The sequence below is a fragment of the Micromonospora lacuserhaii genome (assembly GCF_036902735.1).
Classification (GTDB): domain Bacteria; phylum Actinomycetota; class Actinomycetes; order Mycobacteriales; family Micromonosporaceae; genus Micromonospora.
In genome coordinates this window covers 1-12,876 of the sequence record NZ_JBAKHO010000085.1, presented here as the reverse complement: position 1 = coordinate 12,876, position 12,876 = coordinate 1, and the positions used below count along the sequence as shown (strand labels likewise).

Genomic DNA, 12,876 nt, shown 5'->3' with positions numbered 1-12,876 from the left:
GCCGGCGCCGGCCGGCGGCGCGCCGTCGCCGGCCCGACCGCGGCCGACGCCGGACGGCGGACAGGGCGCGGGCGGGCTGACCGAGGCCGCCGGCCGGCTGCGCCAGCTGATCGACGACGGGGTCCGCACCGGCGACATCCGCGACGACGTGGGCCTGGACCTGCGCAACGTGCTGGGAAACCTGACCCGCGAGGTCGCCGACGGCGACTCCGACCTGGCCACACCGGTGGCGCTGCTGCGGGAGAAGGTCGTCCGCCGGGTCGACGAGGGCGGCATCGACCCCGGGTACGCCCGGACGCTGGACGCCGCCATCGTTCAGCTGGGTGCCACGCAGGCCTGAGGTCAGTGGGCGGCGATCGGTTCCCGGGCCGGCACCGCGGCCAGCGCGAACCGCCGGTACACCTCCTCGTAGCCGAGCGCCATCCGCTCGATGGAGAAGTTCCGCGCGGCGTGCGCCACGCAGGCCGCCGGGTCCAGCCGGACGACCTCGCGCAGCGCCGCCGGCAGCTCCTCGGCCCGGTCCCGGACCATGCCCGTCACCCCGTCGACGACCAGTTCCGGCACCGACCCGCGGCGCAGCGCCACCACCGGCGTACCGGTCGCCATCGCCTCCACCATCACCATGCCGAACGGCTCCTCCCACTGGATCGGCATGACCAGGCAGCGGGAGTCGACCAGCATTCGCAGCGTCGCCGCCCGGTCGGCGTTGAACACCACGGTGACGTCCTCGTCCAGCAGCGGCTCGACGACCTCGGCGAAGTAGCGGCGCTCCGCGGGCTCGTTGCACTTGCCGGCCAGGACCAGCGGCAGCCCCGCCGCGCGGCACGCCCGGATGGCCACGTCGGGACCCTTGTCCGGGCTGAACCGGGCCAGCCACAACACCGGCCCCCGGCCCCCGGCCGTCTTGCGCGGCACGTCCCGGATGTCCATCGCGTTGTGCACCGTGCCGACCCAGGGCAACCCCGGGTTCATCCGGCGCTGGGCGTGCGAGATCGCCACCAGCCCGACGCCGGCGTCGGTGTCGCTGAGCACCGTGCCGTACTCGCCGACCGGGTTGCCGTGGACGGTGGCCACGGTCGGCACGGCCCGCCGGCCGGCGAGCAGCGGCCCGATGGTGGTGTGATCGTGGACGACGTCGAAGTCCGCGGCACTGACCAGGTGGTTCACCCGGGCCAGGTGGGCCAGTTCGGGCAGCGCCTCACCCAGCCGCTCGTACTGCAACTCCGGGACGGTGGAGACGAAGTCGGCGGCGGTGCCGTGCTGGTGGCCGGCGCCGAAGAGGGTGACCGCGTTGCCGCGCGCGATCAGACCGTCCACCAGACCGTGGACCACCTGTTCCAGACCCCCGTACCCGGGCGGTGGCACGGAGAGCCACGGCGGGATCACCATGGCTATCCGCAGCGGCCGCTCGGGCAGGCGTTCCGATGGACGGTGGGTCACGGCCACGAGTCCTCCCCGTTGGTCCCCGGTGAGTGGGATCGGTGGCGATTTCCCCGTCCCGCCAGTGGTAAACGGACGTCCAGACTCATCCGGTGACGGCCAGCCGGTCGTCCACGGCCCGTACGCCGGGGGCGGACCAGGCGACCCGTTCCGCCTCGTCCCGCTCCCACCAGGAGCGGACCGTCCCGCCCAGCAGCACCGTGTCCCCGACCAGCTCGACGGTGATCTTTTCGGTGCCGGCCCGGCGCCGCAACGCCCGGCGCAGGTCGTGCGCGGTCTGCTCGGCGCTGGCCGGGGCCGGCGAGACCACTTCGACCAGGTTCGTCACCCCGCGTACGCCGCGCAGCCGGCGCAGCTCCTGCTCGGCGGTGCGCCGCTGGTAGCCGAACTCCACCTCGCCACGGAGCATCAGCCAGCCGGCGGAGACCGTCACGTCGAGCCGCTCGGCGGGCACGAAACTGTCCCACTCCAGGGCCCGGACGGCGGCGAGCGCGAGTTCCGCGTCGTCCTGGCTGTCCAGCCCGGGCAGGCGTACCTCCAGGTCGTCGGCGACCGCCCGGACCCCGCGTACCCGGTGGGCGCAGCGCTCGGCCGCCCACCGGCGGGCGTAGCTGTCCACCCGGCCGGTGAGGGTGACCACGCCGTCGGCGACGCTCACCCCGATCTCGGTGGGCTGCGCCTGCGGATCCCAGTCCAGCTCCTCCAGGACGTCCCGCTGGATCTCCGGATCGGTGCGGGTGCCCAATGCCGTCGTCATCGCGTCCCCTCCCGTGCGGTCGGCTCCTGCCGACGATGGCCGGGGCCGGGGTGAGGCCGGTTCACCCGGGACGGGTGAGGCCCGGCGGTCGCGAAAAAAGGCGGCGGGTGACGGCGCCAACCCCCTTGGCTCCGCCACCCGCCGCCCCGGAGGAGGCAGGTCTGTTCGTTATGACGTCTCAGCGAGCGTCACGGTTGCCGTCGCCGCGGATCCGTTTCGCTTGTAGGTCACCTCGACCCGGTCACCGACCTTTCCGGCCTGGACGGCACCGACCAGATCGTTCGAGTCGTTGATCACCTTGTCGCCGAACTTGGTGATCACATCGCCGCGCTGAAGGCCCGCCTTCTCGGCGGCGCTGCCCGGGGTGACCGCCGCGACCAGCGCCCCGCCGTCCTCGGCGGCGTTGACGCTGACCCCCAGCGACGGGTGGCTGACCTTCTCACCGCGCTGGAGCTTCTCGGCGACGTCCTTGGCCTTGTTGCTCGGGATGGCGAAGCCGACGCCGATGTTGCCGCCGCTGCCCTGCCCGGCGGTGGCGATCGCGGTGTTGATGCCGATCACCTCGCCGCGGGTGTTGACCAGCGCGCCGCCGGAGTTGCCCGGGTTGATCGGGGCGTCGGTCTGGAGCAGGCCGGAGATCGAGCTGGCGGCCTGCTGCGGGTTCTGCTGCTGGCCGTTCTCGCCGGCCTGGATGGTCCGGTCCCGGGCGCTGAGGATGCCGGCGGTCACCGAGCCCTGCAGGCCCAGCGGGCTGCCCAGGGCGAGCACCTGGTCGCCGACCTGCATGCCGTCGCTGTCGCCGAACTTGGCGGCCTTGAGGTTGCTCACCCCGCTCGCCCTGACCACGGCGAGGTCGGTCTTCGGGTCGGTACCGACGATCTTGGCCTGGGCGGTCTTGCCGTCGGCGAAGACCACCCGGACGGTGTCGCCGGAGGCCGAGGCGACCACGTGGTTGTTGGTCAGCACGAAGCCGTCGGCGCTGAGCACCACGCCGGAGCCCTCGCCGTTGTCGGTGAGGATGGAGACCACGCTGTCCTGCACGGCGGCCGCGATCTTCGGCAGGTCGGCGCTGTTGATCACCGGAGCCGCCGAGTAGGTGCGGGTGATGCCGCCCGAGTCGCCGTCGACGGCCAGGGCGAGCGCGCCGCCGGCCACGCCGGAGCCGAGCATCAGGGCGAACACGGCCACGCCGGCGCCGACGAACTTCGCCACCTTGGAGGGACGGGGGCCCGGGCCGGCGGCCCAGGGCGGCACCGGCTGGCCGGCGTGCTGCGGTGGCACCGGACCGGCGGGGCCCTGGCCGCCCGGGTAGCCGGCGGCCCAGCCGGACTGCTGCCCGGGCTGGTAACCGGCGGCCGGGTACTGGCCGTGGGCCGGGTAGGGCTGGTAGCCGGGCCGGTAACCCTGGTCGCCACCGGCCGGGTACGGCGCGGCGGAGGTCTGGGCGCCCGGGTACGGCGCGGCGGAGGTCTGGGCGTACGGGGTGCCGGCGCCCGGCGCGTACGGCGAACCGGAGGCGGGCGCGTACGCCGGGGTGCCGGCCGGCTCCCCCGCGGCGCCGGCGACGTCGCCCGGTCGGTCGGCCGGGGTGGCCGGGAAGGCGGCGGTGGTGTCGGACTGCCCCTGCTCGACGCGGGGCTGCTCGGCGGTGGGGTGCGACGGCTCGGCGTCGGAGGCGGCCGGCCGCCGCTCGGGGTCGGTCTCGAACTCGGTCATGCGTCCAGCTTCTCCCGTCGCTCTGTCACCAGCCTGGAACCAGCCTGGAAGTTTTCTGAAAGTCACTCCGCCTCGACGCCCGTGTCCGGCAGCAGGGGCAGCCGGACCCGGAAGGTCGCCCCGCCGCCCGGGGTGTCGGCGACCTCGACCATGCCGTGATGGGCGGCGACCAGCGCGGCGACGATGGCCAGCCCCAGCCCGGTGCTGGTGATCCCGCTCGCCCGCCGGGTACGCGCGGCGTCGGCCCGGTAGAACCGCTCGAAGACCCGCTCGGCCTGCTCCGGGGAGAGCCCCGGGCCGGTGTCGGCGACCTCGACCACGGCCAGGTTGCCGGGCTCGGTCCGCAGCCGCAGGGTCACCGACGCGTCGGGCGGGGTGTGGGTGAGCGCGTTGGTCATCAGGTTGCCGATCACCTGCCGGAGCCGGGCGTCGTCCCCGTGCACCACCAGCGGACCGGAGCCCGGCTCGATCTCCAGCTCGATGCGCCGGTCCGGGGCGACCACCCGGGCCGCCTCGACGGCGTCCGAGGCGAGCACCGGCAGCTCCACCGGGGCCAGCGAGAGCGGACGCTCCCGGTCCAGCCGGGCGAGCAGCAGCAGGTCCTCGACGAGCAGTCCCATCCGGGCCGCCTCGTCCTCGATCCGGCGCAGCAGATCGGCGGTCTGCTCCGGGGCCCGGGCGGCCCCCTGGCGGTACAGCTCGGCGAAGCCCCGGATGGTGGTCAGCGGGGTACGCAGCTCGTGCGAGGCGTCCGCGACGAACTGCCGCATCCGCTCCTCGGACCGCCGGGCCCGCGCCTCGGAGACCTGGGCGGCGTACGCGGCGTCGCGGGCGCTGGACTCGGCGGACCGGGCGGCCGTCTCGGAGGCGGCCCGGGCGGTGAAGGCCGCCTCGATCTGGGCCAGCATCGCGTTCAACGCCCGGGAGAGCCGCCCCAGCTCCGAGGTGGCGCAGGGCTGCCCCTCCTCCGGGTCCGGGACCCGGCGGGTGAGGTCGCCACCGGCGATCGCCGCGGCGGTCCGCTCGATCTCCACCAACGGCTTCAGGCTGGTCCGGACGATGGCCGCGCCGACCGAGGCGAGCAGGATCAGCACCGCCCCGCCGACCAGGAGGTCTATCCAGACCAGCCGCTTCACGGCGAGGTCGACGTCGGTGAGGTTCTGGGCGATCGCGGCCATCTGACCGTTCGGCAACTGGGCGTAGAGGATCCGCCAGCGGACGGCGCTGTCGCGCGCCCGGACCGTGTACGGGTCGCCCGCCCGGTCGGCGAAACCCTGCGCGTCGGCGGGCCAGGCCGGCAGGTCCTCGGTGCGGAAGCGGGAGTTGTCGTACTGGTAGCCGAGGACCTTGCCGGTGTCCCGGTCGGTCACCACCACCAGGTAGTCGGTGGGGATGATCGGCTGGCCGGCGCGTGCCGTCACCACCGCTGTCTCGATGTTGCGGACGGAGGTCTGCAGCTCGCCGTCGACCTGGCTGACCAGGTATTCCCGAAGGAAGTACGTGGTCAGCGAGCTGATCACCACCAGCGCCACGGCCACCAGGGCGAGCACCGAGGCGACCAGCTTGACCCGCAGCGGTACGCCGCGGAGCTTGACCTTGGCCTCGTCGACGACGCTCACGCCGCCGGCTTGCGCAGCACGTAGCCCACCCCGCGCAGGGTGTGGATCAGCCGAGGCTGGGTGTTGTCCACCTTGCGTCGCAGGTAGGAGATGTACGACTCGACGATGTTGTCGTCGCCCCGGAAGTCGTAGTTCCAGACGTGGTCGAGGATCTGCGCCTTCGAGAGCACCCGGTTGGCGTTGAGCATCAGGTAGCGCAGCAGCTTGAACTCGGTCGGCGAGAGCTGCACCCGCTGGCCGGCCCGGTGCACCTCGTGGGTCTCCTCGTCCAGCTCGAGATCGGCGAAGGTGAGCCGGGAGGGCGCGTGCTCACCGGTGGCGGTGCGCCGCAGCACCGCCCGGATCCGGGCGGTCAGCTCCTCCAGGCTGAACGGCTTGGTGACGTAGTCGTCGCCGCCCAGGGTCAACCCGCGGATCTTGTCGTCGGTGGCGTCCCGCGCCGTCAGGAAGACCACCGGGGTACGCGTGCCGCCCTCGCGGAGCATCCGGATGACCTCGAAGCCGTCCAGGTCGGGCAGCATCACGTCGAGCACGACCAGATCGGGGCGGTGGTCCTTGGCGGCGCTCAGCGCCGCGCTGCCGCTCATCGCGGTCGCCACGTCGAAGCCGGCGAAGCGCAGGCTGGCGGAGAGCAGTTCGAGGATGTTGGGATCGTCCTCGACGACGAGCAGTCGCGCCTCGGTCTGGGTAGCGGCCATGCCCGCCATCATCCGTGACGTCGCTGCGCCGGCGCTGGACGGATCCTGGAAAAACCCTGTGAGCCGCTCAGCGCAGCAGCCGGCGCAGCCCGTCCAGCGCGCCGTCAAGGACCCGGATCGCGGTACGGAGCTGGTTGTCGCTGAGCCGGCCGGCCCGGACCAGCGCGCCGACCTCCACGGTGAACGCGGCGAGCCGCTGGTCGAACTCGGCCAGCAGCGGTGACCCGCCGGCGACGGGAGCCGGCCGGGGGGCCGGGCCGGGCGCGGGGCGGTCCCACCGGGCGTGCCGGGTCTGCCGGGCCGCCTCGCGCAACTCCCGCTTGAGGTCGCGCACCGAGCCGCGTACCTCGGTCTGGATCTCACCGGCCAGGGCGGAGAGATCCTCGACGGAGGCGCTGATGTCGGACTCCAGGGTGGCCAGCTCGTCGGCGCGCTGGCGCAACTCGGCCCGGCCCGCGTCGGTGATCTCGTAGACCTTGCGGCCACCGGCGGCGGTGTGGTTGACCAGCCCCTCGACCTCCAGCCGTTGCAGGCGGGGGTAGATGGTGCCGGCGCTCGGGGCGTACAGGCCGAGGAAGCGGTCCTCCAGCAGCCGGATCAGCTCGTAGCCGTGCTTCGGGCCGTCGTCGAGCAGCTTGAGCAGGTAGAGCCGGAGCCGCCCGTGACTGAACACGGCGGTCACGGCAGCTCCTCCTGGTCGTCGTCGACCGGACGGGCGAGCAGGGCGATGCTGCCGGACGTCGCGGACGCCCAGAGCTTACCCGCGCCCGCGCCGAGGACACCGTGGCTGTCCTTCACCGGGCCGAAGCCGGGGGCGCCGCCCACCTCCCGGAAGCCGCTGGTGATCCGGCCCGAGGTGGTGTGCAGGTGGACGGTGAGGTCGCTGTCCTCGCGGACCCGGACGGTGATGCCGCCGGAGATGGTGGTCAGCCGGATCTCGCTGCCCCGGGGATTGTCCAGGTCGCAGGTGATCGCCCCGGAGACGGTGTTGGCGTGCACCCGGTCGGCCGCGCTGTCGGCGAGCACCACCTCGCCGGAGACGGTCTCCAGGGTCAGGTCGCCGGCCACGCCGAGCGCCTCCACCGGGCCGGAGACGACCTTCGCGGTGGTGCGGCCGGCGAGCCCCATCAGGGTGACCTGCCCGGAGGTGACGTCCACCAGGGTGTCCGCGCGCAGCCCGGAGGCGACCAGCGAACCGTCGACCAGCCGCAGGTCGGCCAGCACGTGGGCCGGGACGGCGATCGACACCTCGGCCCGGAACCGGCGGCCGAGCTGCCCGATCCACCAGAGGAACCCGGGCCAGCGCGGGGGCCGTTCGTGGCCGACGTGCAGGTGGCCGTCGCGGTGCTCGACGACGACCGGCCGGCGGCTGACCCGGGTGACGTCGACCCGGGCCGGGCCGTCGGTGCCGACGACGTTGAGCCGGCCGCTGATCAGCCGGACGTCGAGCCGGGTGACCGGCTCCTCCAGGGTGAGTCGTTGCGGGCGGTCGACCCTCCAGGTGGCCATGGGCCCTCCCCTCGATCGGGCGCGACCGGACGGTGCGCCACTCTCGAGAGGAGCATAACGCGATACATCGCGATAGGACAAGACTGTCGCGTGTCGGCGAGCCGTCACGCCGCCAGGCCGAGCGCCTCCTCCCCCGCGGGCAGCGGGCCGCCAGCCGGCACGGGACCGCCGGCCAGCACAGGCCCGCCGGCCAGCACGGGCCCGCCGGCCAGCACCGGCGCCGGGACCGGGACCGGGTGGAGCGTGGCCGCGCGGGCCGGCACCAGGTGGACGGCCGACTCGGCGGCGCGGGCCAGCAGCCGCCGGTCCGCGTCCCGGGTCGGGTGCAGCGCCGCGGTCACCGTGACGGCCACCACCAGGTCACGAGCGGCGAGCACCCGGCGTACCGACTGCCAGAGGTTCTCGTCGCCGAGGAAGGCGGCCGTCGCGGTCAGCTCGCCGGTGGCCGTACAGCGGTAGGTGATCCGGACCGGCACCACCGGCGCCCCGGCGTCGATCGCCGCCTGGAACGCTGCCGGCCGGAAACCTCGCTCCGGCCGGCAGCCGGCCGCCGGGGCGGCGCCGCACCACGTCGTACCCTCCGGGAAGACCGCCACCGGGTCGCCCGCGCGCAGCGCCGCGGCGAGCCGGGCCACCGTCGCCGGCAGCTCCCGGGGCCGCGACCGGTCCACGAAGACCGCGCCGCCGGCGCGAGCCAGCAGCCCCACCAGCGGCCACTCCCGGACCTCCCGCTTGGCCAGCAGCCGGGCCGGGGCGACCGCCAGCACCGCGAGGACGTCCAACCAGGACACGTGGTTGGCGACCAGCAGCACCCGCCGCCGGGGCAACCGGCCGCGGATCTCCAGCCGGACGCCGAGGGCGCGCGCGGTGGCCCGCGCCCAGCCGCGCACCGCCGCCGCCCGCTCCGCCGCCGGCAGCACCGGCAGCAGCGCGGCCAGGCCGGCCCCGGCCAGCAGCATCCCGACCACGCCCACCAGTCGGGCCACCCGGAGCAACGGGGCCACGGCCGGCACCTCGCCCGGCGGCGGCAGGCACTGCGGGCCGCAGCCCGAGGCCGGCCGCCAGAGGTCGGCGCCCGTCACGGCTGCCCGCCGAGGAAGTGCCGCAGGTAGCGCGGGTTCATCCGGTCCAGGTCGAACAGCACGTAGAAGTCGGCACAGCGGAAGTCCGGGTCGTACGCCGGCTCACCGGCGATCCAGGCGCCGAGCCGCAGGTAGCCGCGGAGCAGCGGCGGGACCAGCGCCCGGCCCGCCGCGCCGCCCTCGACCAGTTCCGCCCCGTCCGCCTCCGGCTCGGCGAACCAGGGACGCAGCGGTCGGACCCGCAGCGGCGGCGGCGCGAGGTGCTTCGCGCGCACCTGGGCCCAGACCTCGGCGGCGGCCCGGCCCCCGTCGTCGACCGGCACCGAGGCGCAGCCGCCGAGCCACCGCGAGCCCCGCAGGTGCAGGTAGCGGGTGATCCCCGCCCACATCAGGTTGATCACGGCCCCGGACCGGTGGTCGGGGTGGACGCAGGAGCGCCCCGCCTCGACCAGGGTGTCCCGCAGCGGGTCGAGCGCCGCCAGGTCGAACTCGCCCTCGGCGTACCGGCGGGCGGTCCGGCCCGGGGGCAGCAGCCGGTAGGTGCCGACCACCGTGCCGGTGCGCTCCTCGCGCACGATCAGGTGGTCGCAGTGGGCGTCGAGCTCGTCGACGTCGAGACCGGCCTCGCCGGGGCGCAACGTCGCGCCGAGTTCGGTGGCGAACACCTCGTGGCGCAGGCGTTGCGCGGCCGCGACCTGGGTCGGGTCGTCGGCGATCAGCAGGGTGTATCCGCTGGTCGTCAGGGGTGCGCCAGCGGCATGCAGAACGGCCATGGGACCTGTGTAGGTGCCGGGGGTTGCCGGTCCCCCGGCGACGGGTGTCGCTCCGGTGAACGCCGGCCGGCGCTCCGCCGCAGGGCGTGACGTGCGAGGCTGCCCGGCGGGACCGGCGCGCACGCCGGACGGTACGGAGGTGGATCGATGATGATCGGGTCCCGGTACAACGGGCCGCCCGGGTCGGGCAACGGCGGCTGGAGCGCCGGGGTCTTCGCCGGGGCGTACGGCGGGAGTCGGCCGGTCGAGGTGACCCTGCGCCAGCCACCGCCGCTGGAGACCCCGCTCACCCTGGCCGACGGCGACGTCCTCGACCCGGACGGGCAGCTGGTCGCCCAGGTCCGCCCGACCGACGAGCCGCCGGTGGCGGTCGCCCCGGTCGACGCCACCACCGCGGCGCGGGCCTCGGCGGCGTACCCCGGGCTGCGCGACCACCCCTTTCCCGGCTGCTTCGTCTGCGGCCCGGAGCACCCGGACGGGCTACGGATCTTCCCCGGCCGGCTCCCCGGCGGCCGCACCGCCGCGCCGTTCCACGCCCCGGCGCAGGTGGTGCCGGCGACGGTCTGGGCCGCCCTGGACTGCCCCGGCGGCTGGGCGGTGATCGCCCCCGGCCGGCCGTACGTCCTCGGTCGGATCGCCGCGCTGGTGGACGCGCTGCCGGCCCCCGGCGACGCGTGCGTGGTCACCGGCGAACTGGTCGGCGCAAACGGGCGCAAGGCGCTCGTGCACACCAGCCTGTACGGCCCGACCGGCGCGCTGCTGGGCCGGGCCCGGGCCACCTGGATCGCGCTGCCGCCGGAGCCCGCGCCCGGTCGGTGAGGACGCCCTCCCGCCCGGAGCCGGGCACGGCCGGTGATCAGGCGTGATTGACCGGGTTGACCGGGCTTGCCAGGCTGTGCCACGGCGCCTTCCGCAACGGCGCCCACAGCGCGGCGCGTGACGCGCCGCCGCACGGGAGGAGAACGATGTCCGACGGGCAGTGGAGCCCCAGCACCGGCCAGATCGTCGTGTCCGGACTGACCAAGCAGTACAAGAACGTCCGGGCGGTGGACAACCTGTCCTTCACCGTCGAGCCGGGCCGGGTGACCGGCTTCCTCGGCCCGAACGGCGCCGGCAAGACGACCACCCTGCGCATGCTGCTCAACCTGGTCACCCCGACCAGCGGCGACGCCACCATCGGCGGCCGCCGGTACGCCGACCTGACCGACCCGCTGCGGCAGGTGGGCGCGGTGCTCGAGGCGTCCGGCGCGCACAAGGGCCGGACCGGCCGTAACCACCTGCGGGTGATCTGCGCGGCCGCCGGCCTGCCGCAGCGGCGGGCGGACGAGGCGCTGGCCCTGGTCGGGCTGACCCCGGCGGCGAACCGCAAGTTCAAGGGCTACTCGCTGGGCATGAAGCAGCGGCTGGGGATCGCCGCGGCGATGCTGGGTGACCCGCGGGTGCTGATCCTCGACGAGCCGGCCAACGGGCTGGACCCGGAGGGCATCCGGTGGATGCGGGGCTTCCTCAAGGGCCTCGCCCAGGACGGGCGCACCATCCTGGTCTCCAGCCACCTGCTCTCCGAGATGCAGCTGCTCGCCGACGACGTGGTGATCATCGCGGCCGGCCAGCTGGTCCGGCAGGGCCCGGTGGACCAGGTGATCGGCTCGATGGCCAGCGGTGCCCAGGTGCGGGTGCGCACCCCGCAGGCCGAGGAGCTGACCGCCGCGCTGAAGGCGCAGTCGGCCACCGTCACCCCGGACGGGCACGGCGCGCTGCTGGTGGACGGCGTGGACGCCCCGACCGTCGGCCGGGCCGCCCTGGCCGCCGGCGTGGAACTGCACGAACTCACCACGGAACGGCCCGACCTGGAACGGGTCTTCCTGGAGCTGACGGCCGGGAAGGCGGGCATCCGATGAACCTCGTCCGGTCCGAACTGCTCAAGATCCGTACGACCAGCACCTGGTGGCTGCTCGGCATCGGGGCGTTCCTGGCGACCGCCCTGGCCTTCGCGATCAACGCCTGGCTGGCCCACCAGGTGCTCAGCGGTCACGCCGAGGACTTCGGGGTGAGCGGGGACCAGGCGGCGGCACCCGCCCAGGCGGCCAACCTCTACACCTCGGGCCAGTACCTGGGCCTGCTCTTCGTGATGCTGATCGGCATCCTGATGGTGACCAACGAGTTCTTCCACCAGACGGCGACCACCACCTTCCTCACCACGCCACGGCGTACCTCGGTGATCCTGTCGAAGCTCGGCGCGGCCTCGCTGCTCGGCTTCGGCTTCTGGCTGGCCACCACGGTGATCGACCTGGTCGCCGGGTCGATCTTCCTGACCCTGGACGGGCACGGCACCCAGCTCGGCGACTGGACCGTGCACCGGGCGCTGCTGCTCAACCTGCTGGCGTACGCGATCTGGACGATCCTCGGGGTGGGCATCGGCACGCTGATCCCCAACCAGCTCGGCGCGGTGATCACGGCGGCGGTGCTCTACCTGGTCGGTACCCAGGTGGTGCAGCTGCTCTTCTTCCTGCTCTCCGGCTGGCTGGACAGCCAGGCGGTGGTGAAGTGGCAGGTGGTCTGGCCGGCCGTGGCGTCCCAGGTGATGATCAGCGGAGGCAGCACGGAGCTGACCCCCGACTGGTGGGTGGGCGCCCTGGTGCTGGTCGGCTACGCGCTGGTCAGCGGCGTCTTCGGCGTGCTGATCACCCGGCGGCGCGACATCTCCTGACCTCCGCCGGCCCCGACGGCCCGGTACGACGGCGACCCGCCGCCGCGCCGGGCCGTCGGGCCATAACAGGCGCGGACGGGACACGCGGCCTTTACTGAACTTCTGGCATCTTCTGTGAAACGGACCACCCGTCAGAGGCGGAAATGCCTGGCGCACTCCCACGGCGTAGCCTGGGACCCGTCGCTCGCGTGCCCTTGATCGGGTGCCGGCGGACACCGCGTGACATACGAACCCGCGTGAAAGAGGCGATTACCGGCCGTGTCGACCCAGCAGACTTCGCAGGAGAACCCACTGGCGGGTTTCGGCCCGAACGAGTGGATCGTCGAGGAGATGTACCAGCGCTACCTCGCCGACCCGTCGAGCGTCGACTCGGCATGGCACGACTTCTTCGCCGACTACCGACCGGCCCCGGGTGCCGCTCCGGCCCGTCCGGCCGAGGAGAAGGCGCCGGCCAAGCCGGCCGCGCCCGAGCCGGCCGGCCAGCAGGAGGCCGCCGCGACGGTGGCCCAGCCGACGACGAAGCCCGCCGCCCGGCCGGCCCCGGCCAAGCCGGCCCCGGCCAAGGCCGCCCCGGC

13 protein-coding genes and 1 pseudogene are annotated in these 12,876 nt (G+C 74.3%); 5 read left to right on the top strand and 9 right to left on the bottom strand.

The annotated features are described in order from the left end of the window. Positions 1 to 340: pseudogene (locus tag V6U81_RS27920) on the top strand (serine/threonine-protein kinase); the annotation flags it as partial. Between the two features lie 2 nt (positions 341 to 342). On the opposite strand, the gene V6U81_RS27915 reads toward V6U81_RS27920, so the two are convergent. From V6U81_RS27915 to V6U81_RS27875, 9 genes are all read right to left on the bottom strand, one after another. Further along, positions 343 to 1,446: a glycosyltransferase family 4 protein gene (locus tag V6U81_RS27915; protein WP_420884103.1), complete on the bottom strand. Its 1,104-nt coding sequence runs from the start codon at positions 1,444 to 1,446 to the stop codon at positions 343 to 345. Between the two features lie 79 nt (positions 1,447 to 1,525). After that, positions 1,526 to 2,197: a BON domain-containing protein gene (locus tag V6U81_RS27910; protein WP_334493900.1), complete on the bottom strand. Its 672-nt coding sequence runs from the start codon at positions 2,195 to 2,197 to the stop codon at positions 1,526 to 1,528. A gap of 168 nt (positions 2,198 to 2,365) precedes the next feature. Then, positions 2,366 to 3,913 (bottom strand): S1C family serine protease, encoded by a 1,548-nt coding sequence (locus V6U81_RS27905; protein WP_334493899.1) that lies wholly within the window; start codon positions 3,911 to 3,913, stop codon positions 2,366 to 2,368. 62 nt (positions 3,914 to 3,975) lie between these two features. Then, a complete protein-coding gene (locus V6U81_RS27900) occupies positions 3,976 to 5,532 on the bottom strand; it encodes a sensor histidine kinase (protein ID WP_334493898.1) in 1,557 nt (518 codons plus the stop codon). After that, positions 5,529 to 6,230 carry a response regulator transcription factor gene (locus tag V6U81_RS27895; protein ID WP_242794193.1) on the bottom strand — a complete coding sequence of 234 codons (702 nt, stop codon included), beginning with the start codon at positions 6,228 to 6,230 and terminating at the stop codon, positions 5,529 to 5,531. Before V6U81_RS27895 ends, V6U81_RS27900 begins: the two co-directional genes overlap by 4 nt. 67 nt (positions 6,231 to 6,297) lie before the next feature. After that, entirely contained in the window at positions 6,298 to 6,912 is a 615-nt protein-coding gene (locus tag V6U81_RS27890; protein ID WP_334493895.1) for a PadR family transcriptional regulator, read from the bottom strand. Beyond that, positions 6,909 to 7,739: a DUF4097 family beta strand repeat-containing protein gene (locus tag V6U81_RS27885; RefSeq protein ID WP_334493894.1), complete on the bottom strand. Its 831-nt coding sequence runs from the start codon at positions 7,737 to 7,739 to the stop codon at positions 6,909 to 6,911. Before V6U81_RS27885 ends, V6U81_RS27890 begins: the two co-directional genes overlap by 4 nt. 104 nt (positions 7,740 to 7,843) lie before the next feature. Beyond that, positions 7,844 to 8,743: a lysophospholipid acyltransferase family protein gene (locus V6U81_RS27880; RefSeq protein WP_334493892.1), complete on the bottom strand. Its 900-nt coding sequence runs from the start codon at positions 8,741 to 8,743 to the stop codon at positions 7,844 to 7,846. 74 nt (positions 8,744 to 8,817) lie between these two features. Beyond that, entirely contained in the window at positions 8,818 to 9,594 is a 777-nt protein-coding gene (locus V6U81_RS27875) for a GNAT family N-acetyltransferase (protein WP_334493890.1), read from the bottom strand. 147 nt (positions 9,595 to 9,741) lie between these two features. Here V6U81_RS27875 and V6U81_RS27870 point away from each other — a divergent pair, with 147 nt between their 5' ends. The 4 genes from V6U81_RS27870 to V6U81_RS27855 all read left to right on the top strand — a co-directional run. Continuing rightward, positions 9,742 to 10,413, top strand: a complete 672-nt coding sequence (locus tag V6U81_RS27870; protein WP_334493888.1) for a hypothetical protein — start codon at positions 9,742 to 9,744, stop codon at positions 10,411 to 10,413. 146 nt (positions 10,414 to 10,559) lie between these two features. Next, positions 10,560 to 11,492 (top strand): ABC transporter ATP-binding protein, encoded by a 933-nt coding sequence (locus tag V6U81_RS27865; protein ID WP_334493887.1) that lies wholly within the window; start codon positions 10,560 to 10,562, stop codon positions 11,490 to 11,492. Continuing rightward, positions 11,489 to 12,301 (top strand): ABC transporter permease, encoded by an 813-nt coding sequence (locus V6U81_RS27860; RefSeq protein ID WP_334493886.1) that lies wholly within the window; start codon positions 11,489 to 11,491, stop codon positions 12,299 to 12,301. Before V6U81_RS27865 ends, V6U81_RS27860 begins: the two co-directional genes overlap by 4 nt. Before the next feature lie 258 nt (positions 12,302 to 12,559). Next, positions 12,560 to 12,876: 2-oxoglutarate dehydrogenase E1 subunit family protein (locus V6U81_RS27855; protein WP_420884102.1), on the top strand; the 317-nt coding region annotated here is incomplete at its 3' end.